The following is a 23,618-nucleotide window of genomic DNA, read 5'->3' on the forward strand; positions in this document are numbered from 1 at the left end:
CAGTGAGCGAGCAGAACATCATCAACTGGGAGCAGGACGCCGACGGCATCGTCGTGCTCACCATCGACGATCCCAACCAGGGCGCGAACACCATGAACGACGCCTACATCTCCTCGATGAAGGCGACCGTCGACCGCCTCGTCGAGGAGAAGGACTCCATCACGGGCGTCGTCATCACGTCCGGCAAGAAGACCTTCTTCGCCGGCGGCGACCTGAAGAACATGATCAAGGTCGGGCCCGAGAACGCCCAGGAAATCTACGACCACAGCGTCGCGATCAAGTCGGATCTGCGTCGCCTCGAAACCCTCGGCAAGCCCGTTGTCACCGCAATCAACGGTGCCGCACTCGGCGGCGGACTCGAAATCGCCCTCGCCACCCACCACCGCATCGCCGCGGACGTGAAGGGCGTCAAGATCGGCCTCCCCGAGGTGACCCTCGGTCTGCTGCCCGGCGGTGGCGGAGTCGTGCGCACGGTCCGGATGCTCGGTCTGCAGAACGCGCTCATGCAGGTACTGCTGCAGGGTCAGCAGCGAGGACCGGCCCAGGCCAAGGAGGTCGGACTGATCGACGAGGTCGTGTCCTCCGTCGAGGAACTGGTACCCGCTGCGAAGGCGTGGATCAAGGCCAACCCTGAGGGCGGCGTGCAGCCGTGGGACAAGAAGGGCTACCGGATTCCGGGCGGAACCCCGTCCACCCCCGCATTCGCCGCCAACCTGCCCGCCTTCCCCGCGAACCTGCGCAAGCAGCTCAAGGGCGCCCCCATGCCTGCGCCGCGCGCGATCATGGCAGCCGCCGTCGAGGGCTCGCAGGTCGACATCGACAACGCGCTGCTCATCGAGGCGCGGTATTTCACGTCGCTGGTCACCGGCCAGGTCGCGAAGAACATGATCCAGGCCTTCTTCTTCGACCTGCAGGCCATCAACTCCGGGGCCTCCCGCCCCGAAGGCATCGAGAAGACCCCGATCACCAAGGTCGGTGTGCTCGGCGCCGGAATGATGGGCGCGGGTATCGCCTACGTGTCCGCGAAGGCCGGCTTCGACGTCGTCCTCAAGGACGTGAGCATCGAGGCCGCGAACAAGGGCAAGGCGTACTCCGAGGGCATCGAGGCCAAGGCGCTGTCGCGTGGCAAGACCACCGAGGAGAAGTCGAAGGCGCTGCTCGACCGGATCAAGCCGACCGCCGACCCGGCCGACTTCGCCGGTGTCGACTTCGTCGTCGAGGCGGTGTTCGAATCGCAAGACCTGAAGCACAAGGTGTTCCAGGAAATCGAAGACATCGTCGACCCGAATGCGCTGCTCGGTTCCAACACCTCGACCCTGCCGATCACCGGCCTGGCCACGGGTGTGAAGCGGCAGGAAGACTTCATCGGCATCCACTTCTTCTCACCCGTCGACAAGATGCCGCTCGTGGAGATCATCCGCGGCGAGAAGACGTCCGACGAGGCCCTCGCCCGCGTCTTCGACTACGTGCAGGCCATCCGCAAGACACCGATCGTCGTCAACGACTCGCGCGGCTTCTTCACCTCACGCGTCATCGGCACGTTCATCAACGAGGCCATCGCCATGCTCGCCGAGGGCATCGAACCGGCCACCATCGAGCAGGCAGGTCTGCAGGCCGGCTACCCCGCCGCGCCGCTCCAGCTGTCGGACGAGCTGAACCTCACGCTGATGCAGAAGATCCGCAAGGAAACCGCGGAAGCTGCGAAAGCCGAAGGCAAGGAACTGCCCGCCGATCCGGCAGGCGACGTCATCAACACCCTGGTCGACAAATTCGACCGCAAGGGCAAACTCGGCGGCGCCGGCTTCTACGACTACGCCGACGGCAAGCGCACCGGCCTGTGGCCCGGCCTGCGGGAGAACTTCGGTTCCAAGGAACTCGACGTCCCGTTCCAGGACCTCATCGAACGCATGCTGTTCATCGAGGCCATCGAAACCCAGAAGTGCTTCGACGAGGGTGTTCTCATGACCACCGCCGACGCCAACATCGGCTCCATCATGGGTATCGGCTTCCCCGCCTGGACCGGCGGTGTGTCGCAGTACATCCAGGGCTACGCAGGCGGCCAGGCCGGCTTCGTCAAGCGCGCTGAAGAACTCGCCGCCAAGTACGGTGAGCGCTTCACCCCGCCGGCGTCGCTGAAGTAGGCGGCTCCGCCGCCCGTGAGTGGTTAAGGAGTCTCTGGACTCGTTAACCACTCACGGGGCTGAGTTATCCCCAACCTGTGGGTTATCCACAGGGCGATTTATTTCCCCAGGTGCGACACCGAGACCCGTCGGAGGTCTCGGTGATCGTGCCCGGTATGACAGTTACGAAATTCGCCGCCCTGAAAGACGTCGCCGAGAAGCAGTTCGGCCTGATCACCCACACGCAGCTCCACGCCCTCGGGTTTCCCCGCAGCAGAGTCCGGCACCGCGTCGAATCCGGTCGATGGCAAGCAGTGCTCCACGGTGTCTACTCGGTGAGCAACGGACCGATCACTCGTGAGATGTCACTGGAAGCCGCGCTGCTCTTCGGAGGCAGAGGCGCAGTCCTCAGCCACCACACCGCCGCCGAGGAATGGCACATGATTCGTGTCGAGCCGGCGCGCCCCGTGCACATCACCGTTCCCTATAAGAGATCGGCTATTTCCCAGCCGCCGACCGTTGTCGGCGCGGGCCTCGCGTCGGTCAGTTTGTGCCACCGCGAAGGAACTGTCGTTCATTCGGGAGTGGTCGTGCACCGGTCGAGGGCGCACGATTACATCGCCATCGACGCTGACCAACCCCGGACGGCAAGGGCGGACACGGCTCTGGATGTTGCGATCGCCGAACCCACGGCACGGGACGCCTACACCCGGCTCATCGCTCTCGCGACCAATGCCCGGATCCCGCTGCGCGACATTCGACGACGCATGGAGGAGCGACGGCCGCGCCGATACCGCAAGGCACTCGCGGACGCGGTGCGACTGCTGGCCGACGGCGTCCAGTCGATCCTCGAGTACCGCTACGCCACCGACGTCGAGGATGCGCACGGTTTGCCGCGCGCCCGACGGCAGTCGCCGGTGGTCGTGGACGGACGCACCCTGTTCGAGGACTGCGACTACTCCGATCACGGTGTGCCGCTCATCGTGCGACTCGACGGTCGCCGTGCGCACGCCATGGCGGAGGTCGCCTTCCGGGATCGTCGACGCGACAATGCAGCAGAACTACAGGGAAGGCCGCGGCTTGTCTACGGGTTCGACGAGGTGACGAAGAGCCCGTGCGTGGTGGCCCGCGAAGTGGAGACCGTCCTGGTGCGGGAGGGGTGGGTGAGGCCGGGCGAGAGGTCCTGCCGGGCTTGTGAGTGGTTAAGGAGTGCAGAGACTCCTTAACCACTCACGGGCGGCGAAGCCGCCTATGACCACCACGGGCGGAGCGGGACATGCGCTTCACCCTTCGGCCCGAGCTTGACGGCGAGGACCTGGTGCAGCTGCACGACGTTGCGTTCGAACCCGAGCCGCGACCCGGCCATGTAGAGGCCCCATACGCGTGCGGTTCCTTCACCCACGTCGGCGACGCAGGCGTCCCAGTTGTCGACGAGGTTCTGGCACCACCCGGCGAGGGTGAGTGCGTAGTGTTCGCGCAGGTTCTCCTCGTGCCGGACTTCGAGGCCCACGTTCTGGATCTCGGAGATGATGCGACCCGAGCCGGTGAGTTCGCCGTCGGGAAAAACGTACCGGTCGATGAAGCCACCGGCGCGCGCCTGACTGCGATTGTCGGGACGGGTGATGCAGTGGTTGAGAAGCCGCCCGCCCTCCCGCAGTTTGTCTTTCAGCAGGGTGAAGTAGGCGGGGTAGTTGCCGACGCCGATGTGCTCGGTGAGGCCGATCGACGAGATGGCGTCGAAGCCGGTTTCGGGCACGTCGCGGTAGTCGGAGAACCGGACTTCGGCGAGGTCGGACAGGCCCTCTTCGGCGATGGCCTTCTGCGCCCACTCGGCTTGCTCGCGCGACAGGGTGGCGCCGATGACCTTGACGCCGCGCCGGGCCGCGTACCGAACCATCGAACCCCAGCCGCACCCGATGTCGAGCAGCCGGTCACCAGGCTGGAGGCCGAGTTTCTCGAACACCAGCCGGTACTTGTTGTCCTGCGCTTCTTCCAGGGTCTGCTCGGTGTTCTCGTAGCACGCGCACGTGTACGTCATGGAGGGACCGAGGACGTACTCGTAGAAGGTGTTCGAGACGTCGTAGTGGTGGTGGATCACTTCGGCGTCGCGCGCCTTGGAGTGCCGCAGGCCTTCGGCGACGCGACGCCACCGCGGGAGATGTTCCTGCGGGGGAGGGGCGATGGGCCGTAAGAGGTCCCAACCGAGCGAACGGGTGATGGCCGCGAGCGTCAGCGCCGACGGACGACGGAAATGCAGTTCGTCACCCATGACCCGGAGAATCTCGTAGGGGTCGCCGGGGTGGACGCCGCGTGCTTCGAGGTCGCCGGACACGTAGGCCCGGGCCATCCCGAGATCACCGGGGGCGGTTGCCAGGTAGGTGGTTCCGCGGGTGGACTTGAGGTGCAGGCCGTAGGGCGCATCCTCGGGTCCGGCGGCACTGCCGTCGTATGCGGTGAACCGCAACGGGAGCATGCCGTCGGAGAGAGTCTCGAGAATCTCCGCGATGGTCAGCTTCCGGTCTTGTGTGCGGGGAGCTTTCAGAGTTGTCATCGACGTTGCACCGCCTTGGAGAAGAGGTCCAGTAACCGGGAATCGGGATCGTAGTGCTTTTTCAGTTCGGTGTATCGATCGCCGCCGTAGTAGAGGCGCTCGAAATCCGCTCGTGAGTAATAGGAGTCAGAGTAGAGGGACTTGTGTCCGTCGAAGTCGCTGACCTTGTCCTCGATGAGCCGGTTGGCCGCCCCTTCGGGCTCTCCGGGCCGGATGGGCACCGACGACCAGAAGCCGATGTTCACATAGGTGCGTTTCGGTTCGAGGGGATAGAGAGGCCACGGTCGCTGCGACGACGCTCCGGCGGGCGCAGGTTCACGCAAGCGCAACGGGCACAACCACAACGGTTCGATGGGGATCTCGTCGAGAAACCATCGAACGAAGTCGGCGGTGCGCTCGATGGGTACTTCCACGTCCTGCACGACCCGCTCACGTGGGGGATTGCCCTTCCGCTTCTCGAGACGGTCACCGATGTCGTACTTGTGGTCGAGCGCGATGAGCTTCCAGTAGAAGCTGCTACGGAGAAGCTTCTTGGGCCACAACCTGCGGATCGTCGGATTCTGCGCGCCGAACGCACGCGAGCACCAGAACCAGTCGGTGTCCCACCGCCACAGGTAATCTCGGGTCGTCAATTTGTCCGTTTTGGGATGGTTCACCGAAGCGTGCTGAATGGACCGGTAGAAGATGTTGCGACCGGTGTAGTCGCTGACCGCACCGCCCTCGTCGGTCTGGTTGCCCAGCGTCAGATAGCTTTCGGATGCGGTGAACACCACGCCGTCCACGTAGTCGACGGGGATTCCGTCGTAGGTCCGGTCGCCGACGATCCGGTCCATCGTCGATTGCAGTTCGTCGAGTGAATCGAAACGCAGGTGTCGCAGTGCCACATACCGTTTGACGGGCTCGAGCTCGATTCGCAGGCGGGTCGAATATCCCAGTGTGCCGTACGAATTGGGGAAACCCCAGAACAGATCGGAGTGCCGGCCCTCCGGCGTGGCGGTGATGATGTCGCCGCTCCCGGTCAGAACATCGATCTCGAGCACGGACTCGTGGGGCAGGCCGTTGCGGAACGACGTCGACTCGATCCCGAGCCCGGTTACCGCGCCCCCCAAAGTGATTGTCTTGAGCTGCGGAACCACCAGCGGTGCCAGCCCGTACGGCAGGGTGGCGTCCACGAGGTCCTCGTACGTGCACATCCCCGCGACATCTGCTGTCTGCGCCTGCGGATCGACGGAGATGACCCCGCCGAGGCCGGAGACATCGAGTCCTGGGGCGGTAGTGTGTGCGCGAGCCCGAAACAGATTGGACGTCTTCTTGGCGAGTCGTACGTCGGCGTCCGAAGGGATCGCGCGATACGACGCGAGTAACCGTTCGACACCGGCGCGGTGAGCATCGATCCCGGTCAGGGGCGATGTGCGATGCGCACGGGAGGGGCGTCCACCCGCCCGCATGCTTTTCAGTAGTTCAACCGAAGAGGCAGCCACACCCTGACGCTATCCCTCTCGGCGGATTGAAGCCACGCATATCGCCGCGGCGGGCCGAAGATTCACACAAATGTCTCACCAACGCGCGGGTCGTGACAGCGATCCGGTGACCTAGCTCACAATCGATTGCTGCGCCGTCACCGATGTCCGCATTCGAGAGGCAGGATGGTGAGGGAAGATACCGTACGAACCGTACTAGAGGAGTCAGAACAGTGGGCCAGGTCAGCGCGAGCAGTTCGATTACCGTCGCAGCCACGCCGGAGAAGGTGCTTGCGGCCTTGTCGGACTACGAGACGGTGCGTCCCCGCATCCTGTCGGAGCACTACCGGGACTACCGCGTTCTCGAGGGCGGGCAGGGCACCGGCACCGTGGCGCAGTGGACGTTGAAGGCCACCGAGAAGCGGTCGCGTGACATCAAGGCGACCGTCACCGTGGCAGGCGACACGATCACGGAGACGGATGCTAATTCTTCGCTCGTCACTACCTGGGTGGTCGTACCGAGCGGGTCCGGCTCGACCGTCACGACCACCACACAATGGAAGGGTGCGGGCGGCATCGGCGGCTTCTTCGAGAAGACCTTCGCCCCGCTGGGCCTGAAGAAGATCCAGGCAACGGTACTCGCCAATCTGGAGCGTGAACTCGCCTGACCGTCCCTTCCTGCCCGGCCCCTGCCGGGCAGGGGGATGAGGCCGCTCGCGACTGCCCGTGAGGTGGTGCGTGCTGCCTGGTTCGTCGGCGTGAGGCCACCTCGGCGGCGACCGTCTACGCTGGCAGGGTAACCGCAGAAAGGACCACGTCAGTGCAACCAGGTGGACAGCCCGACATGTCGCAGCTTCTGGCGCAGGCACAGCAGATGCAGCAGCAGCTGATGGCCGCGCAACAGGAGATGGCCGAAGCCGAGGTCACCGGGCAGGCCGGTGGTGGACTCGTCACTGCGACCGTCAAAGGCACAGGTGAAGTAGTCGGTCTGAAGATCGACCCGAAGGTCGTCGATCCCGACGACGTCGAAACGTTGCAGGACCTGGTGATCGGCGCCATCGAGGACGCGTCGAACAAGGCGCAGCAGATCGCGGCGGAGAAGCTCGGTCCGCTGGCAGGTGGATTGGGCGGAGGCCTGCCCGGTCTTCCCGGCTTCTAGAGGTCCGGCGTGTACGAGGGGCCGGTCCAGGACCTGATCGACGAACTCGGCAAGCTGCCCGGTGTCGGGCCGAAGAGTGCCCAACGCATCGCGTTTCACCTGCTCAGCGTCGAACCTTCCGAGATTCAGCGGCTCGAGAACGCCTTGGAGCGGGTCCGTGACGGCGTTCAGTTCTGCGTGGTGTGCGGCACCGTATCCGACAAGGAGTACTGCCGGATCTGCGCCGACCCCCGCCGGGACCGCACGGTGATCTGCGTGGTGGAGGAACCGAAGGACGTGCAGGCGGTGGAGCGGACCCGTGAGTTCAAGGGTCGCTATCACGTACTCGGGGGTGCCCTCGACCCCCTGTCGGGTATCGGCCCCGACCAGCTTCGCATTCGAGAGTTGCTGGGGCGCATCGCGAATCAGGAGGACGGGGTCGACGTCTCCGAGGTCATCATCGCCACCGATCCCAACACCGAGGGTGAAGCCACCGCCACGTATCTGGTGCGCATGCTTCGGGACTTTCCGGGGCTGACGGTCAGTCGGCTCGCATCGGGGCTGCCGATGGGCGGCGACCTCGAGTTCGCCGACGAACTGACCCTGGGCCGAGCGTTGTCCGGAAGACGCACACTGTGACGTCCGAGCCGACCGCGATGCCCGAACGCACTGCGACCGCACCTGCGAAACGCACAGCCGAGCAGTCGAGGTCGCTCATCGTCGATGCGGCGGGGCGGGCATTCGCCACCAGGCCCTATCGTGAGATCACTCTCAAAGACATTGCCGACGATGCGGGGGTCAGCGCCCCGCTCATCATCAAATACTTCGGGTCCAAAGAGCAGTTGTTCGACACCCTCGTCGATTTCCGGGGGGCCGCCGACATGATATTCAATGGCCCACTGGATGGGCTGGGCGAGCGAATGGTGTCGATGTTCGCGCGTCCGATGGAATCGTACAAACCGCTGTCGTTGAACATTCTGTTCATGAGCGGGGCCAGCGAGGAGCGGGGCCGCAAGCTGCGCGCCAACTACTCCTCGCAGATGATCGATGCGCTGGCGACACGCTTGACCGGCCCGGATGCGCGGCTGCGCGCGGAACTGGTGATGTCGATGTTGACCGGTCTCGCGGTGATGCGCCGCAAGATGATGCAGGAGTATGCCTCCGGTTCGCCGGAGGAGGTGGTGGCGCACTACGCCCCACTGGTGCAGCAGCTGCTCGACCCCTGACAGTTCGGCTTGCGTGGTAAATGGCTGTTCACCTAAAGTGGTGAACAGCCATTTACCAACTGTACGGGGGTGACGCGTGACGATTTCGTTGCCACGGCCGTTGTCTTCGATGCCGCGGGCGTCGTCGGCACGCGCGGCGGCCGAGCCGCAGTCCCTCCCAGTTGGATCCCGATTCCTTCTCCCCATTCTCGCCTTCGCCGGGGTGTTCCAAGCTGTACTGCAGACGGTGATGGTGCCGCTGCTCCCGAGCATGCCGGCGTTCACCGGCGCCGGGACGACGTCGGTGTCCTGGCTGATCACGGCGACTCTGCTCGTCGGCGCGGTGGTCACTCCCATTTTCGGGCGCCTCGCGGACATGTATGGAAAGAAGCGAATGCTGATGGCGGCGTTCGTCATCATGACGCTGGGCGCAGTGCTGTGCGCGGTTACCTCCGACATCGGACTGCTGATCTTCGCGCGCGGACTGCAGGGCGTCGGCGGCGCGGTTATCCCGATCGGTATTTCGATCCTCCGCGACGAACTGCCGCCGGAGAAGGTGCACCGCGCAATCGCGATGATGAGTTCCACCCTCGGCATCGGCACGGCCCTGGGCCTGCCGTTCGCGGCTGCCATCGCCGAATATTCCCATTGGCACGTTCTCTTCTGGGTGATCGCAGCGATCGGGTTGGCGGTCACCACGGCGGCGGCGTTGTTCATCCGCGAATCGGCGGTGCGCTCCGGCGGACGCTTCGACGGGGTCGGCGCGGTCGGGCTGACGGCCGCACTGGTCAGCTTGCTGGTGCCGATCACGCAGGGCAGTTCGTGGGGCTGGTCGAGTCCCGCGGTGCTGGGCATGTTCGCGTCTTCGGTGTTTCTGTTCGCGTTGTGGGGCTACCAGCAGTTGCGCAACCGGAATCCGCTGATAGACCTGCGAGTCTCTGCACGCCGGTCGGTTCTCCTGCCGCACGGAACCGCACTTCTCGTCGGGTTCGCCTTCTATGGCAACGCGCTCATCACGACACAGCTGCTACAGGCGCCGCGGAGTGGAGCCGGATACGGACTGACGATCCTGCAGGCTGCGGTGTGCCAGCTGCCCACCAGTCTGTCGATGATCGTCTTCGCCCAGGTCGGGGCGAGTGTGACCGCGCGGTTCGGGTCGAAGGTGACGATCCTCGCCGGAGCCGTGTGTCTCGTTGCCGGTTACTCGCTACATGCTGTGCCGGGTAAGGAGTTGTGGTTGGTGATCACGGCGTTGGGTGTCGCAGCCATCGGCACGGCACTGGTCTACAGCACGCTGCCGATGCTGATCGTGCGCGCCGCGCCCGCGACCCAGATGGCCGCGGCCAATGGTGTGAACGTCCTGCTGCGGACGATGGGCACCACCATGTGCAGCGCAGTGGTCGCGTCGGTTCTCGCGGCCGGCGTGGTGGGCGGGACCGCCACTTCAGGGTCATTCTCGCTGGCGTACGGGGTGTGTGCGGTGTTGGCCGTCTTGGTGTTCGCCGTCTCGCTCGCGTTGCCGGGTCATGTCCGGTCGCAAAAAAATGTGATGGAACCGCTTGTGACGTAGATCACTCGGGGGTATCGTAAGTAGTGCGGATCGAGGAAATGTACCTGTGAGCAGAGAAAACTCGTGAAGCAGAGATCCGGCCGAGAATGCAGAAGCATTCCCGGCCGAACCCCTGTCTGGGGTCCTTACATCGATTCTGCGATGTTCTTGATAGCTGCCAGCCGTCGGTCCCACTCGGCACCGATTCGCTCCAGCGTCCGGGCCGTCTTGCCGAGTTCGGCGCCGAGCGCCCGATAGCGGACCTCCCGACCCACCTTCACCGATTCGACCAACCCACAGGCCTGCAGGGCGGTGAGATGCTTGGCGATCGCCTGCCTCGACACCGGCAGTCGGGTGGCGAGGGACGACGCGGAATGATCTGCCCGTCCGAGCTCGGTCAGGATCTCCCAGCGGGTTTCGTCGGACAGGGCCGCGAACACCGAAGCGAGTTCGGCATAGGTGCCCACGGTCATGCCTTCACGCCATGTAGGTAGGCGACCAATTCGTCGAGTTCGGCGTGCCAACCCTGGATGTTGCCTTCGCGCTGCTGGTTCCGTGCGTCCGCGTCGCGGTCGAGGGTGTCGAATCCAGTCTCGGTCACCGTCAGCTCGGTTCCCGACTCGTGCTCGGCGAGGGTGAACCGGACCAGCGTCGAATTGCCTTCCACAGGATCGGTGTCTCTGTCGGCCGCCCAGCGGAAACCGAAGCAGTTCGGCTCGTCGACCTCGGTCACGATCGCGCGGGACGTTCCGTGCCCGTCCCAGGTGAACTCTGCTCTGCCGCCCACGGCGAGGTCGATCTCGGCCTGCTGTCCGAACCATTGGGCGACCTTGTCGGCGTCGGTGATGGCAGCCCAGACTGTCGATCGCGGGGCGCTGATGACAACGCTTCGGGTGATGCTCGTCGAATCCATGTCGATTACCTTCCTTCGCGCGGTTTCTGCAACTCAATGGTTGCATGCCCACTTGACTTCTGCAACCCAACGGTTGCATCAAGTGACGCCACTGACGGTTATCCACAGCCTGTGGAGAGGCTGTGTGTGATTTCTGCCGCCCGATCGCGCCGCGAAGATCGGCGGGATCGTCGCAGTGCAGAACGACGAATGGACGGCATTGTCGGCACAGGGAACCGCCCTCGGACCCGTCCCGGGTCAGAGGGTTCGATCGGCGCAGCGTGGGACTACTCCCGCCGGACTACACGCGCAGGCGTTCCCGGCGCAGCTGCTCGACTTCGGGGAGGTCGAGGGTGGGGAGTTCGTCGACGCCGAGGGCTCGCTTCAAAATGAGGTCGGCGAGTTCGGGATTGCGGGCCAGCGCCGGTCCGTGCATGTACGTGCCGATCACGGAACCCTGGACGACGCCCTCTTGTCCATCTCCGACCCCGTTCCCGACGCCGTGGTTCACGCGGGCGAGGCCGCGCGCGTCGGGGCCGAGAGTCGTTCCACCGCGGTGATTTTCGAATCCTGTGAGCGGCAGAGTCAAGCCGTCGAGGTGGGGCTTGGTGATCACCTCGCCGATGGACCGGGTGGCCTGCGGAGAGGTGGTGACGTCGAGCATCGACACACCGTCTACGCGTTCGCCGCTCGATGTCTCGTACCAGTTGCCCAGTACCTGGATGGCGGCGCAGATCGCGAGCACGGGGGCACCGCGTTCGGCGGCCTTCTGGAGTCCGGGATATTTGGTGAGGTGGCGGGTCGCGAGCCGCTGGGCCGAGTCCTCGGCACCGCCGAGGGTGTAGGCGTCGAGCGATTCGGGGACCGGGTCGTTGAGGGTGATTTCGACGATCTCGGCGTCGTATCCGCGCATGCGCAGTCGCTGCCGCAGGATGAGAGCATTGCCGCCGTCGCCGTAGGTGCCCATGACGTCGGGGAGTACCAGTCCGATGCGCACGGTGGAGTCAGACATTGCGCGCCTCCTTCGCGATGGCGTTGTTCAGGTCGCGGAATGCGGTGTAGTTGGCGAGCACCTCGACACGTCCCGGCGGGCAGGAAGCGATGGCGCGCAGAGGATTCGGTTCGAGGGTGTGGTCGACGCCCGCGTAGGTGAGGCGCACGGCGAGGTCGGTACCGCGTTCGCCGGCGGCCACCACCTTGACGCCTTCGAAGTGCTCGAAACGCACGTCCCACAACCACGAGAGGTCTTCACCGTCGGGTACCTGACCGTTGACCGCGATCACCAGTCCGTCGACGGTGGGGTCGATCATCGACAGCGCCTCTTGCCAGCCGGCCGGGTTCTTGGCGAGCAGCATGTGGACCGAATGGGGCCCGACTTCGACGGTGCTGTAGCGGCCGGCCACTTCTTGCACGGTGGCTGCGGCGGCGACCGCGTCCTCGGCTTTCGCGCCCATCGCGACTGCGGCGGCCACTGCCTGGGCAGCGTTGCCTCGATTCGCGCGGCCGGGTAATGCCAGCGTCATGGGAATCTTCAGGCCCTCCGGCCCGTAGAGGTTCTCCTCGTCCAGCCACCAGTCGGGGGTGGGGCGCGCGAAGTCGGAACCGGTACTGCGCCAGTGCGGGCCTTCCCAGACGATCGGCTCACCGGTGCGCGGACAGCTCGCGGCGTCGCTGGCCCAGCCGCCGCCCGCTGCCACCCAGACGACGTTCTTCGCGTCGTAGGCCACCGACGTGACGAGAACGTCGTCGCAGTTGGCGATGACGGTGGCCTCGGGATGCGCGGCGACGCAGGCGCGGAGTTTGCGCTCGATCATGTTGATCTCGCCTACGCGGTCGAGCTGGTCGCGGCTCAGGTTGAGGAACACCAGAACTTCGGGATCGACCGCGTCACTGACATGGGGGACGTGCAGTTCGTCGACCTCGAGTGCGGCGAGGGGTGCGTGCACTCGGTTGCTCAGGGCCGCGACGATCCCGGCGTCCATGTTGGCGCCGTCGGCCTGGCTGGCCACCTCGCCGAGGGTCGAGAGCGCGGCGGCCGTCATCCGGGTGGTGGTCGACTTGCCGTTGGTGCCGGTGATCACCGCGGTGCGGCGGCTACGACCGAGCTGTTCCATCAGCGTGGGGTCGATCTTCAGGGCGATCAATCCGCCGATCATCGAGCCCTTGCCGCGTCCCGCCTTCTGCGATGCCCAGGAGGCGGCCGCTGCTGCCCGGAGGGCGACCTTGCCGCGTGTCGTGATCCCAGTTCCAGTACTCACTCCGCGAGTTTTGCACAGGGTCCGGTCAGACGCCGACTCGCGCCGGTGGACGGACGTGCGGAGATGGTCCCTGGCGTGCCTTGCCGCTCATCTGGGTGGCTGCCGCACCGGCGATGACCACCGCTCCACCGATCAGCGACACGGCGCTCGGTTCCTCGTGCAGCACCAGCCACGCTGCCCCGATGCCGACAACGGGAACGAGGAGGGACAACGGTGCGACGGTGCCCGCCGGATAGCGGCTGAGCAGAGCCGTCCAGAGGCCGGAGCCGGCGATGGTGCCGAGGATCACGATGTAGGCGAGTCCGGCAAGCGCCAGCGGGCCGTTGCCGTGAAGCGAAGACGTCAGCGCGTCCCAGCCGGACGAGGGTCCTTCGACCGCGAACGAGAGTGCGAGCATGGGCAGCGGGGGAATGACGCACATCCACAGCATCAGGCGCATCGGCTGGTCGGAGGCCGCCTTTCGGTTTCCGAGGTTGCCCAGCGCCCACGACAGGCCGGCGAGCAACGTCAGAACCACGGGGAGGAGGGCGGCGTGCTGGGACCGGTCCCAGCCGATGAGCGCCATCCCCGACATCGCCACGAGGAGCCCACCCACCTGCACCGGCCGCAGTCGCTCGCGGAGCAGGATTGCGCCCAGTACGACGGTGAACGGCGCCGACGACTGCAAGACCAGTGACGCCAGCCCGGTGGGCATCCCGACATGCATGGCCCAGAACAGGAACGTGAACTGCCCGACTCCGAAGCCGGTGCCGTAGAGCAGCAGCCACGTGGTGGGGACCTGCGGCCGCGGAACGAACAAGACCACCGGGATCGCGATGAGGAGAAAGCGCACTGCCGCGAAGAAGAACGGCGGGAAGTGATCGAGACCGGCGCGAATGGCGAGAAAGTTCAGACCCCACAACACGACGACGGTAAGTCCGAGGAGCCGATCGCGGGTGGTCATGTGCTCCATCGTGAGCCTGCCGAACCATCAGGACAAGCACTTTATAGTGCATTGTCCATGTAGTTTTACTTCATGGATGCGACCCGCTTGCGAGTCCTGCGTGAGCTGGCGGACCGAGGGACGGTGGCCGCCACTGCCGCGGCATTGTCGATGACCCCGTCCGCCGTATCGCAGCAATTGAAGATCCTGGGGCGGGAAGCAGGCGTGACCCTGCTCGAACCCGACGGCCGGCGCCTGCGGCTCACCGACGCCGGACAGGCCCTCGTGGTGCGGGCCGACGACGTCCTGGCCGCCCTGGACCGGGCAGCAGCGGAGATGGACGCCTACCGGGGGTCGCCGCGAGGTCGTGTCCGGGTGGCGCTGTTTCCGTCCGGCGCCGCGTTGCTGCTGCCCCGGCTGCTCGACGTCCTCGCCGGAAGCGGTGTGGACGTGCAGCCGCGCGACGAGGATTTGCCGTCGTCGGCATTGCCGACGTTGCTCGCCGACTACGACGTGGTTCTCACTCACCGGGATGAGCGTGCCGCCGACACGTCGTCACCTCGGGTGACCGCCGAACCGCTCATGCGTGAGCCGATCGATCTGATCCTGCCGCCCGGTCATCGTTTCGCGGGGCAGAATTCGGTGCGACCGGAACAGTTGGCCGACGAGAGCTGGATCAGCGTGCGCGGCGGATTCCCCGTCGACGACGTCCTGCTGTCGGTGGCCGCGGCAACCGGAGTGCAGCCGCGGGTGGTGATGCGTATCAACGACTTCCGGGTCATCGAGGAACTGGTGGCCGGCGGGCACGGTGTCGCGCTGCTGGCCCGCCATGCCGTGACCCACCCGTCGGTGGTCCGGTTGCCCCTTGCCGGTGTCCGGGCGGCGCGCATCTACGAACTGACTCGTCGTCCGGCGGCCGATGCCATTCCTGCCGTCGCAACGGTGCTTCAGGCGTTCCGGGACGTCGCGGCGGAGGTCACGGACTGACATGGCAAAGGGACCCGCTCGAAAGCGGGTCCCCCTCGGGAAGTGGCCAGTGATCAGCCCAACGCCTTCGCCTTCAACGTCTCGTACTCCTGTTGGTTGATGGTTCCGGCATCGAGCAACGCTTTCGCGTCCGCGATCTGCTCCGCCGACGACTTGCCCGCGACCTCGCGAATGTAGCTGTCTTGCGCCTGTTTGACCTGCTGAGCCGCGGCCATCGACCGCTGCGCCATGCCGTCGCTCTTCACGATCAGGTACACCAGCGCGGTCAGGAAGGGGACGATGAACAGGAAGATGATCCAGATGGCCTTGGCCCAGCCCGACGACTTATGGTCGCGGAACAGGTCGGTGATGATGGAGAACAGCAGGATCAGGTAGGCCACGAAGGCGAACGTGGTGATGATTACCCAGAGGAAGTCCCAGAACGAGTCCATTGCAGCGCTCCATTTCACACAGTCGAAGGAAGTCTGCGCCGACTATCGCAGCTTCCGGCACCGCCCGCGTCATCCGAAACAGGTGAAATGGGTATGGCCCAGTACACGACACGGCCGCGACACCCGTAGGTGCCGCGGCCGTGTCGCGTCGTTCTAGCTTGCTGATTCCACCGCTCGTCGCATACCGCGCTCGACGGCACCGATGATGTAGGGGCGGAGTTCGACGGCGGGGATGACCGCGTCGACGGAGCCGACCTGCTGAGCGCGCTGGATGTTGTGCACGGCCTCGAACTCGGCGGCGACTTCACCGAGTTTCTCGTTGCGGACCGCAGCCTGCTGGGCGGCCAGCTCGACGCGCAGGTGAGCCTGCTGGGCGTCGGTCTGGGCGCCGGCCAGGTTGGCCTCGAGTTCCCGGATCGTCGGGTCGGCGGCCACCCGCGAGTTGACCTCGCGGGTGAACACCACGGCCGCGGCGGGCGCGCCACCGAGCACCGACGCGAAGGAACCCTCGACGGCGAGAACTTCCATGTTGTCGTTGAGCGCTCCGGAGAACACGACGAACGCGCCGCCGTGGTAGCGGGAGATGACGCAGAATACGATCGGGCCGTCGAAATTAACGATGGCGCGGCCGATTTCGGCGCCGTACTCGAGCTGGATGTGCCGCAGCGAGTCGGGGGACCCGTCGAAGCCGGACAGGTTGGCCAGCACGACGAGGGGACGGCTTCCGCTGGCGGCGTTGATTGCCCGCGCCGTCTTCTTCGACGACTGCGGGAACAACGTTCCGGCGGTCCACTGGTCGGGGCCGTTGGCCGGCGACCATCCCTTACGGGCGATGGCCCGCGACTCGATGCCGATGACACTCACCGGGTAACCGCCCAGGTGCGCATCCATGACGACGGACGTGTCCGCGTCCGCCATGTCGGCCCACCGCTCCAGCACCTGGTGGTCCTGGTCGACGAGCGCCCGCATCACGGTGCGAATGTCGAACGGCTTCTTGCGTTCCGGGTTCGTCTCTGCCGAGAAGATGTCACCGACCGTGGTGAAGTCGCTCGACGGGTGGACGTGCGGGAAGGTGCGCACGTCGCGGCCGATGGGGTCGGCGGTGTGGGCCCGACGCGGGAACCGTTCCCCGGCAACCACATACGCATGGTCGTAGTGGGCGAACAGGATCTGGCAGGCCGCGGGCAGGTTGGGAGCCCAGTACTGCGCCTCGCCGTTGGGTCCCATGACGCGGTCATAGCCACCGATACCGAAGTTGTCCTCGGCCGAGACACCACCCGAGTAGTCGAGCGAGTTCTTACCGGTGAGCACCATGGCGCTGTCGGGCGTCATCACGAGGATGCCCTTGGTGTGCATCAGCATCGTGGCTTCGGCGTTCCAGTAGGGCTGCGCGCCGACGTTGATGCCGGCCACGATCACGTTGACCTCGCCACCGTTCTGCGTGAACGTGATGATGCGACGCAAGCCGCGAGACACCCAGTCCATGTTCTCGGTACCGCTGTCCATGGAGATCGTCGCCCCGGACGACAACGCGAACCACTCGACCGGCACACCCAGCTCCTCGGCCAGGTCGACGCCCGCTACGAGACGCGCGCACTCGGCTTCGGCGACGGTGCCCAGCGCCTTGGTCGGATCGCCGAAGAGCGCGACCCGGGTCATGCCCTCGGGGTGCCGTTCGGTGCGGGCGGTGACCAGACCGACGATGAGGCCGGCGCGGTTCTGTCCGTACGGACGGTCCACCGGAACCAGTCGGCCCGACTCGTCCAGGTCGTGCTCGACGAAGGTTCCGTCGCGACCGGTGAGCAGGGGAATCAGCTCGTACGGGTAGACGGTGCCGCGGGCGCGGGAACTGCGGACCTTCTGGGTGTACGCGTCGAGCGGCTGCAGCGGCTCGGTCGGCGGGTCGGTGACCTTGACGACGACGCCGCTGCCGGTGCGGTAGGAGAATCGCAGTGCCTTCTCCTGCGACTCCGTTCCGGCCGGGCCCTGGAGCCGGGCGATCACGGTGATCTCCTCGAGTCCGGCGCCCGCGGTGAGCGGGGCCGCGACCCGCGCAAATTCCTGCAGGTCTTCCACCGGAGCGTCGATCTTCGGCCATACGTACAGCACGACGCGGTTGGCGTCGAGCTTGCGCTTGCTGCCACGGGCCGCCTGAGCTCGCCGGATGCCGTCGAGGCAGGACTGGAGCACGCGCTCGGCAGCGGGAACGCCGATCACCTGGCCGTCCTCGTTGCGGACGGGGGTGATGTCGCGGATTTCGGCGAGTGCGATGAGGCGCTCGTCGGTGGGGTTCTCGGGCGACACCAGGTGGAACAGGAACGTGTCCGCCGCCGCGGGCAGGCGGGTGCCTTCGAAGTTCTTCAGGCGCCACAGATCGAAGCGCTGACCGGTGAGCGGGTGCATGTCCCGGATCAGTGCCTCTTCCGCGAGCACACCCGCGTCCGGCCGGTAGGTGAACTTGCGGACGTCGAGGCCGACGCCACCGAAGACGGACACCGTGACTCGGCGGCAGGAGGCGATCAGGGGCAGCGTCGCCAGCGTCTTGCGCAGGTCCTCCGACATCGTGTCGGGATCGGCCGGCGGCTCGGACCACGACAGGTACAGGTCGAGGACGAGATTGTCGGGGGTCTCCGAGGCGACATCACCGATTTCGGTGAGCGCACCGGGCAGTTCGGCATAGTCGGCGACGGCCGACACGAGGTGCAGACGCTCCCCGAGCAGGTCGAAGTTGCCGGTGACGAAGTGCCGTCCGCCACGATCGAACGCTGCGACGTCTTCGAGCGTACGGATGTCGTAGTAGCGGCGGGTGACCACCTCGAGCAGCGGGCCCACGGTGGCGCTCTTGCGGGCGATGCGCTGTCCGAGCAGCTCGGTCAGCGACTGCGGGGTGGCGACCAGCGCTTCGAGGCGTTCCTGGTAGTCGCCGGCGCCGGGATGCTCGGCGAGGTACTCGAGGCTGCCGCGGACACCGTCGTACACCTGTTCGCGGGCCTTGCGGATCTGCGGCTCGTCGAAGAAGCGGAAGCGGACGTTGCGGGCGACGTTGCCGATCACCGGGTAGCGGACCTGGGTGGCGACGATCAACCGGTCCAGCACCTCACCGAGTCCGCTCGGGGCGCGGCCGGGTGCGTTGCCGTCGTTGAGCCAGCGGTCGAGCAGTGCGGCGATGACGGGAACCTGATTGTCCATCCGCTGCTGCGCGAGGAAGAGGCGGTACACCGCTTCCTCGAGCTCGGCGGTGCGCTCGAGATCGGTGACGTCGTAGTGGCGCAGAGCGCGCGACAACCGGGTCTGGAAGGACTCCGGAAGCCCCTCGAGCTCGACGTCCAGGGTGTGGAGATAGGTGTGGAAATGCTCGCGCGGGCTGTGCACCCGCTCGTCGCCGTCTTCCTCGGCCACCGTCGGACGGTTACGGCCGATCTCGCAGATGTCGGCGAACGTGGTGAGCAGCGCCAGCTCGGCCTGCACGAGGTCGGGATCGCCGGCGATCTGTGCCCGCAGCTTCTCGTACTGGGCGAGCAGGACACCGGCCCGCTTCGCGCTGACGTCGTACCCGGTGAGCAGCGCGCCGAGCGCATCGATCTGCGCAAGGGCATCGAGGCGCGGGTCACCGTGGGGTGCCGGGGCGCCGAGATCGAATTCGACCCGAGGCGACTGCTGCGCCGTGGACTCGTCGGAGCTTTCCTCCACCCGCAGCAGCGCCGTTCCGGCGTCCACCTGCGAGTTGACCATGGCCAGCACTTCCCGGACCCGGCCGGCGACGGGCGCGCGGACCGCGGTTTCCATCTTCATGCTCTCGAGGACGACCAAGGTGGCGCCGACCTCGACCTCGTCACCGACGGACACCGGCACCGCGACCACGACCGCCGGGGCGGGGGCGCGTACGACACCGGCCTCGTCCTGGCTGATCTGGTGACTGATGCCGTCGACCTCGACGAGGTACTGGGCGCGTCCCGCGACGGAGACGACGTGGTGGCGGCGGTCGCCGATCACCAGGCGGCTCTCGAACTCGCTGAGCCGGTCCACCTCGACCTCGGTCTCGGGGGCGTCCCCGTCGACGCGGTAACGGTGGGCGCCGACCTGCGTGACGGTGAGTCCGTACGCCTGACCCTGGTAGCTGAGCTCCACCTTGCGGCCGATGGCGTGGCCGGCGCGGGGTCGCCCACCGCGGGCAGACGAAAGGAACGCCTGACGCTCGAGCTTCTCCTCGGCGTCGTAGACATCGATGGCGGCGGCGATCAGCGCGACATCAGCGGTGCGGGACGGCACGTTGGACGTGCCCGCGTCGGTGCGGTCCAGCCAGCCGGTGTCGGCGGACGCCGTGATGACCTCTTCGCGGTCGAGCAGGTCGAGCAGGAAGGACTTGGTGGTGGTGCCGCCGCGCAGCACGACCGTGGTCTCCCGCAACGCCGTGCGCAGCCGGGCCAGTGCCTCGGAGCGGTCGCGGCCCCAGGCGATGACCTTGGCGACCATGGAGTCGTAGTCGGGCGGGATGACGTCGCCCTGCGCGATGCCGGTGTCGACGCGCAGGCCGCTGCCGAGCGGGAACTTGAGCAGTTGCACCGCGCCGGGGGCGGGTGCGAATCCGTTGGCGGCGTCTTCGGCGTTGAGCCGGGCTTCGACGGCGTGGCCGAACTCGGGCGGGCAGTCACCCACGAGGGGTTCGCCGCTGGCCACGAGGATCTGCAACTTCACCAGGTCGATTCCCGTGGTGGCCTCGGTGATGGGGTGCTCCACCTGCAACCGGGTGTTCACCTCGAGGAAGGTGAAGGTCTTCTGCTCCGGCTGGTAGAGGTACTCCACAGTGCCTGCGCCGCGGTATCCGGCTGCACGCACGAGTTCGCTCGACACGGTGCGGAGGTGATTCGACTGCTCTGCGGTGAGGAGCGGCGAGCTGGACTCCTCGATGACCTTCTGGTTCTTGCGCTGGATGGAGCAGTCACGCACACCAGGAGCCCAGACGTTGCCGAAGTTGTCGGCAATGACCTGTACCTCGACGTGGCGCGCATCGGTGACCAGTCGTTCGATGAAGACGACGGGGTCGCCGAACGACCGCTGGGCCTCACCCTGGGTGCGCTCGAGCGCGAGTTCGAGTTCGTCCTCGGACCACACCTTGCGGATGCCGCGGCCACCGCCACCACTGCGGGCCTTGATGATGAGCGGGTAGCCGATTGCCTGCGCGTGGCGACGTGCGTCGGCGCGGGTGGCGACGGGTCCACCACTCCACGGTGCGACCGGGACCTCCACCTTCTCCGCGAGGAGCTTGGCCTCCACCTTGTCACCGAGCAGACGCATCGCTTCAGCGGGCGGACCGATGAAGGTGATACCCAGCTGTTCGCACACCTCGACGAAAGCGGGATCCTCGGCCACGAAGCCCCAGCCCACCCACACGGCGTCGGCCTTGCTCTCGCGCAGGGCGCGGGCCAGCTCGGCGTGGTCCAGGTAGGCGGTTCCGCTCTTGACTGTGCGCAAGCACACACCTTCGTCGGCCTGGCGCACGAACATCGCGCGGCGCTCCGCCTCGGTGTGCAGTGCAACTGTCGTGATGCCGTAGTTGTGCTCGGCATTCAGTTCACGCACGGCTCGAATCAGGCGGACCGCAGCCTCGCCGCGATTGACTATCGCTATTCGCTTGAACATCAGTTAGCGCTCCGTTTCCGTAAAACTCATTGATCCGCAGAGTGTTTCGATGGCCAAGGCCATGCCCGCCGTGGACTGGGTGCCGCCTTCGCGGACACACGCACCCCTGCACAACCCACTCGTCCCCTCCAGAGGTGCCCCGAATGCGATCATCGGGTCCTGCCACTCTGCAGGACCCGATGCCCGGGAACTGGAGCATAACGTCGATTTTTTGTACCCGCGCGTAACTTCAGCGAGGGTCACGTTCGGTTTGTCAAGTGTTCAAGAAGTTACCTGTAACGCATTGTCACGTCGTGAGTTTCGGGGCGAACGACGAAAACGTCACGCCGCAGCGCACTTTCACGTCAAGTTACCGAGCGGTTCGATACGCCGGCGCAGAGGCCCGGAAAACGCGAACGCCGCGAGCGCGCACGGGGCGCACTCGCGGCGATACGGACGAATCGGTCAGTGAGCGCGATTGACCGCCGAGACGACGGCGCGCAGCGACGCCGTGGTGATCGACGTGGCGATACCGACACCCCACACCACCGTGCTCCGGCCGTCGGGCGCGGTGACGGCGCACTCGACGTACGCAGCGGCCTGGGCGTCGTCACCCGCCGACATCGCATGCTCGGAGTAGTCGAGCACCCGGACATCGAAGTCGATGGTGGCGAGCGCGTCGACGAACGCGGCGAGCGGGCCGTTGCCCGAACCCGAGATTTCCTGTTCCTTGCCGTTCACCTTGACCGTTGCGGTGATGGAGTCGGTGCCGCCGTCCTCTTCGGACGCGGTGACCTTCTGCTTCATCCGCTCGAGCGGGGTGATCGGAGCGAGGTACTCCTCGTGGAAGACGTCCCACATTTCCTTCGGGGACACCTCGCCGCCCTCACCGTCGGTGATCCGCTGGACCGCCTGGGAGAACTCGATCTGCAGCCGGCGCGGCAGCACCAGCCCGTGGTCGGCCTTCATGATGTAGGCGACGCCACCCTTGCCCGACTGCGAGTTGACGCGGATGACCGCCTCGTAGGTGCGGCCCACATCCTTGGGATCGATCGGCAGGTAGGGAACCGCCCACTGAATGTCGTCGACGTCGGCGTCCTGGGAGTCGGCGTCGATCTTCATGGCGTCGAGGCCCTTGTTGATGGCGTCCTGGTGGCTGCCGGAGAAGGCGGTGTACACGAGGTCGCCGCCGTACGGGTGGCGTTCGTGGACGGGCAGCTGGTTGCAGTACTCCACCGTGCGGCGGATCTCGTCGATGTTCGAGAAATCGATCTGCGGGTCGACCCCGCGGGTGAACAGGTTCAGACCCAGCGTGACCAGGCAGACGTTGCCGGTGCGCTCACCGTTGCCGAACAGGCATCCCTCGATGCGGTCGGCGCCCGCCTGATAGCCCAGCTCCGCGGCCGCGACACCGGTGCCGCGGTCGTTGTGGGGGTGGAGGGAGAGGATGACGGAGTCGCGGCGGGCCAGGTTGCGGTGCATCCACTCGATCGAGTCGGCGTACACGTTGGGCGTGGCCATCTCGACGGTGGCCGGCAGGTTCAGGATGACCGGGTTCTCGGGGGTGGGCTGCAAGACCTCGGTGACGGCGTCGCACACCTCCTTTGCGTACTCGAGTTCCGTGCCGGTGTACGACTCGGGCGAGTACTCCCAGCGCCACTGCGTGTCCGGGTACTTCTTCGCCTCTTCCAGGGCCAGAGCGGCCGCATCGGTGGCGATCTTCTTGATGACGTCGCGCTCGGCCTTGAACACCACTCGGCGCTGCAGGATGGAGGTGGAGTTGTAGAAGTGCACGATCACCTTCTCGGCGCCCTCGCACGCCTCGAATGTGCGCTTGATCAGCTCGGGGCGCGACTGCGTGAGCACCTGGATGGTGACGTCAGCCGGGATCGCGCCGTCTTCGATGATCTCACGGACGAAGTCGAAGTCCGTCTGGCTGGCCGACGGGAATCCGACCTCGATCTCCTTGTACCCCATCCGCACGAGCAGTTCGAACATGCGCCGCTTGCGGGCCGGGCTCATGGGATCGATCAGGGCTTGGTTGCCGTCGCGGAGATCGACCGCACACCATTGCGGGGCGCGGTCGATGGTCTTGTCGGGCCACGTGCGGTCCGGCAGCGACACCGGTTCCACTTCTTCGGCGAACGAGCGATACCGGAACGTCGGCATCGACGAGTTCTTCTGGGTGTTCCACGCCGGCTGGTCGGCGGGAGCAGGCTTGGAAGGCGGCGTGATGGTGCGCGTTCCGGTGGTGAAAGCGTCAGCGGGGGACATGGGATTGATCTCCAGATTCGTTGCGGACTTTGTGAGCCCAACGGCTGTGTCGACCGGCGCACGAGAACCCCGCGACGGGAAGCCAGTCTGGATCAGACCCCGTCGCGGCAACCAAGGAGAAGTGCGCGATGCATAACGAGCACTCTACTCCTGAGCCTATTCTCCGTGTGTAGGGGTTCGGCACGTTTCCGGATGTGCCGCCGTTCGACACG

The 23,618-nt window shown here is 66.0% G+C and carries 18 protein-coding genes; 8 read left to right on the forward strand and 10 right to left on the reverse strand.

Annotated elements, in window-relative coordinates; translation table 11 throughout:
* The first annotated feature begins 2 nt into the window (after nucleotides 1-2).
* Nucleotides 3-2,141 carry a 3-hydroxyacyl-CoA dehydrogenase NAD-binding domain-containing protein gene (locus CBI38_RS02930; RefSeq protein WP_109326242.1) on the forward strand — a complete coding sequence of 713 codons (2,139 nt, stop codon included), beginning with the start codon at nucleotides 3-5 and terminating at the stop codon, nucleotides 2,139-2,141.
* A 155-nt stretch (nucleotides 2,142-2,296) separates the two neighbouring features.
* Nucleotides 2,297-3,346, forward strand: a complete 1,050-nt coding sequence (locus tag CBI38_RS02935; protein ID WP_109326243.1) for a type IV toxin-antitoxin system AbiEi family antitoxin domain-containing protein — start codon at nucleotides 2,297-2,299, stop codon at nucleotides 3,344-3,346.
* A 23-nt stretch (nucleotides 3,347-3,369) separates the two neighbouring features.
* Here the strand turns inward: CBI38_RS02935 and CBI38_RS02940 are convergent, their stop codons facing one another.
* A complete protein-coding gene (locus CBI38_RS02940) occupies nucleotides 3,370-4,671 on the reverse strand; it encodes a class I SAM-dependent methyltransferase (RefSeq protein ID WP_109326246.1) in 1,302 nt (433 codons plus the stop codon).
* Nucleotides 4,668-6,119: an FAD-binding oxidoreductase gene (locus CBI38_RS02945; protein ID WP_109326255.1), complete on the reverse strand. Its 1,452-nt coding sequence runs from the start codon at nucleotides 6,117-6,119 to the stop codon at nucleotides 4,668-4,670. Before CBI38_RS02945 ends, CBI38_RS02940 begins: the two co-directional genes overlap by 4 nt.
* 245 nt (nucleotides 6,120-6,364) lie before the next feature.
* Here CBI38_RS02945 and CBI38_RS02950 point away from each other — a divergent pair, with 245 nt between their 5' ends.
* The 5 genes from CBI38_RS02950 to CBI38_RS02970 all read left to right on the forward strand — a co-directional run bounded on the left by CBI38_RS02950 (nucleotide 6,365) and on the right by CBI38_RS02970 (nucleotide 10,044).
* Nucleotides 6,365-6,799, forward strand: a complete 435-nt coding sequence (locus CBI38_RS02950) for an SRPBCC family protein (protein ID WP_109326256.1) — start codon at nucleotides 6,365-6,367, stop codon at nucleotides 6,797-6,799.
* A gap of 152 nt (nucleotides 6,800-6,951) precedes the next feature.
* Nucleotides 6,952-7,290, forward strand: coding sequence for a YbaB/EbfC family nucleoid-associated protein (locus CBI38_RS02955; protein WP_109326260.1), 339 nt, complete (start codon nucleotides 6,952-6,954; stop codon nucleotides 7,288-7,290).
* A 9-nt stretch (nucleotides 7,291-7,299) separates the two neighbouring features.
* A complete protein-coding gene (gene recR / locus CBI38_RS02960; RefSeq protein WP_109326261.1) occupies nucleotides 7,300-7,908 on the forward strand; it encodes a recombination mediator RecR in 609 nt (202 codons plus the stop codon).
* Nucleotides 7,909-7,925: 17 nt separating this feature from the next.
* Nucleotides 7,926-8,495 (forward strand): TetR/AcrR family transcriptional regulator, encoded by a 570-nt coding sequence (locus CBI38_RS02965; RefSeq protein WP_109334819.1) that lies wholly within the window; start codon nucleotides 7,926-7,928, stop codon nucleotides 8,493-8,495.
* A 76-nt stretch (nucleotides 8,496-8,571) separates the two neighbouring features.
* Entirely contained in the window at nucleotides 8,572-10,044 is a 1,473-nt protein-coding gene (locus CBI38_RS02970; protein ID WP_109326265.1) for an MFS transporter, read from the forward strand.
* 125 nt (nucleotides 10,045-10,169) lie between these two features.
* Here CBI38_RS02970 and CBI38_RS02975 read toward each other — a convergent pair whose 3' ends face one another.
* The 5 genes from CBI38_RS02975 to CBI38_RS02995 form a co-directional block, all read right to left on the reverse strand.
* Entirely contained in the window at nucleotides 10,170-10,496 is a 327-nt protein-coding gene (locus CBI38_RS02975; RefSeq protein ID WP_109326270.1) for an ArsR/SmtB family transcription factor, read from the reverse strand.
* Nucleotides 10,493-10,936: an SRPBCC family protein gene (locus CBI38_RS02980; protein ID WP_109326271.1), complete on the reverse strand. Its 444-nt coding sequence runs from the start codon at nucleotides 10,934-10,936 to the stop codon at nucleotides 10,493-10,495. The genes CBI38_RS02975 and CBI38_RS02980 overlap by 4 nt, the downstream gene beginning before the upstream one ends.
* 280 nt (nucleotides 10,937-11,216) lie before the next feature.
* The gene (locus tag CBI38_RS02985; RefSeq protein WP_109326272.1) at nucleotides 11,217-11,927 is read right to left on the reverse strand and encodes a type 1 glutamine amidotransferase; all 711 of its coding nucleotides are present in this window, start codon (nucleotides 11,925-11,927) and stop codon (nucleotides 11,217-11,219) included.
* Complete coding sequence (locus CBI38_RS02990; protein ID WP_109326273.1) at nucleotides 11,920-13,173, reverse strand: Mur ligase family protein; 1,254 nt, start codon at nucleotides 13,171-13,173, stop codon at nucleotides 11,920-11,922. Before CBI38_RS02990 ends, CBI38_RS02985 begins: the two co-directional genes overlap by 8 nt.
* Nucleotides 13,174-13,198: 25 nt before the next feature.
* The gene (locus CBI38_RS02995; RefSeq protein ID WP_109326274.1) at nucleotides 13,199-14,116 is read right to left on the reverse strand and encodes an EamA family transporter; all 918 of its coding nucleotides are present in this window, start codon (nucleotides 14,114-14,116) and stop codon (nucleotides 13,199-13,201) included.
* A 72-nt stretch (nucleotides 14,117-14,188) separates the two neighbouring features.
* On the opposite strand from CBI38_RS02995, the gene CBI38_RS03000 reads away from it, so the two are divergent.
* Nucleotides 14,189-15,082 carry a LysR family transcriptional regulator gene (locus tag CBI38_RS03000; protein ID WP_109326275.1) on the forward strand — a complete coding sequence of 298 codons (894 nt, stop codon included), beginning with the start codon at nucleotides 14,189-14,191 and terminating at the stop codon, nucleotides 15,080-15,082.
* Between the two features lie 53 nt (nucleotides 15,083-15,135).
* Here CBI38_RS03000 and CBI38_RS03005 read toward each other — a convergent pair whose 3' ends face one another.
* The 3 genes from CBI38_RS03005 to leuA form a co-directional block, all read right to left on the reverse strand.
* On the reverse strand, nucleotides 15,136-15,513 hold the full coding sequence (locus tag CBI38_RS03005) for an SHOCT domain-containing protein (protein ID WP_109326276.1): 378 nt from the start codon (nucleotides 15,511-15,513) through the stop codon (nucleotides 15,136-15,138).
* A gap of 153 nt (nucleotides 15,514-15,666) precedes the next feature.
* Nucleotides 15,667-21,153, reverse strand: coding sequence for an ATP-binding protein (locus tag CBI38_RS03010; protein WP_109326278.1), 5,487 nt, complete (start codon nucleotides 21,151-21,153; stop codon nucleotides 15,667-15,669).
* 444 nt (nucleotides 21,154-21,597) lie between these two features.
* Entirely contained in the window at nucleotides 21,598-23,406 is a 1,809-nt protein-coding gene (leuA, locus tag CBI38_RS03020; protein ID WP_109326280.1) for a 2-isopropylmalate synthase, read from the reverse strand.
* Nucleotides 23,407-23,618 lie beyond the last annotated feature (212 nt).

Source organism: Rhodococcus oxybenzonivorans (genome assembly GCF_003130705.1).
Lineage (GTDB): Bacteria > Actinomycetota > Actinomycetes > Mycobacteriales > Mycobacteriaceae > Rhodococcus_F > Rhodococcus_F oxybenzonivorans.

Bases quoted from the DNA above. Each gene is read 5' to 3' on its own strand.
- CBI38_RS02935 (WP_109326243.1), top strand. From the start codon at position 2,297: ATGACAGTTACGAAATTCGCCGCCCTGAAAGACGTCGCCGAGAAGCAG.
- CBI38_RS02940 (WP_109326246.1), bottom strand. From the start codon at position 4,671: ATGACAACTCTGAAAGCTCCCCGCACACAAGACCGGAAGCTGACCATC.
- CBI38_RS02945 (WP_109326255.1), bottom strand. From the start codon at position 6,119: ATGCGGGCGGGTGGACGCCCCTCCCGTGCGCATCGCACATCGCCCCTG.
- CBI38_RS02965 (WP_109334819.1), top strand. From the start codon at position 7,926: ATGCCCGAACGCACTGCGACCGCACCTGCGAAACGCACAGCCGAGCAG.
- CBI38_RS02975 (WP_109326270.1), bottom strand. From the start codon at position 10,496: ATGACCGTGGGCACCTATGCCGAACTCGCTTCGGTGTTCGCGGCCCTG.
- CBI38_RS02980 (WP_109326271.1), bottom strand. From the start codon at position 10,936: ATGGATTCGACGAGCATCACCCGAAGCGTTGTCATCAGCGCCCCGCGA.
- CBI38_RS02985 (WP_109326272.1), bottom strand. From the start codon at position 11,927: ATGTCTGACTCCACCGTGCGCATCGGACTGGTACTCCCCGACGTCATG.
- CBI38_RS02995 (WP_109326274.1), bottom strand. From the start codon at position 14,116: ATGACCACCCGCGATCGGCTCCTCGGACTTACCGTCGTCGTGTTGTGG.
- CBI38_RS03000 (WP_109326275.1), top strand. From the start codon at position 14,189: ATGGATGCGACCCGCTTGCGAGTCCTGCGTGAGCTGGCGGACCGAGGG.
- CBI38_RS03005 (WP_109326276.1), bottom strand. From the start codon at position 15,513: ATGGACTCGTTCTGGGACTTCCTCTGGGTAATCATCACCACGTTCGCC.
- CBI38_RS03010 (WP_109326278.1), bottom strand. From the start codon at position 21,153: ATGTTCAAGCGAATAGCGATAGTCAATCGCGGCGAGGCTGCGGTCCGC.
- leuA (WP_109326280.1), bottom strand. From the start codon at position 23,406: ATGTCCCCCGCTGACGCTTTCACCACCGGAACGCGCACCATCACGCCG.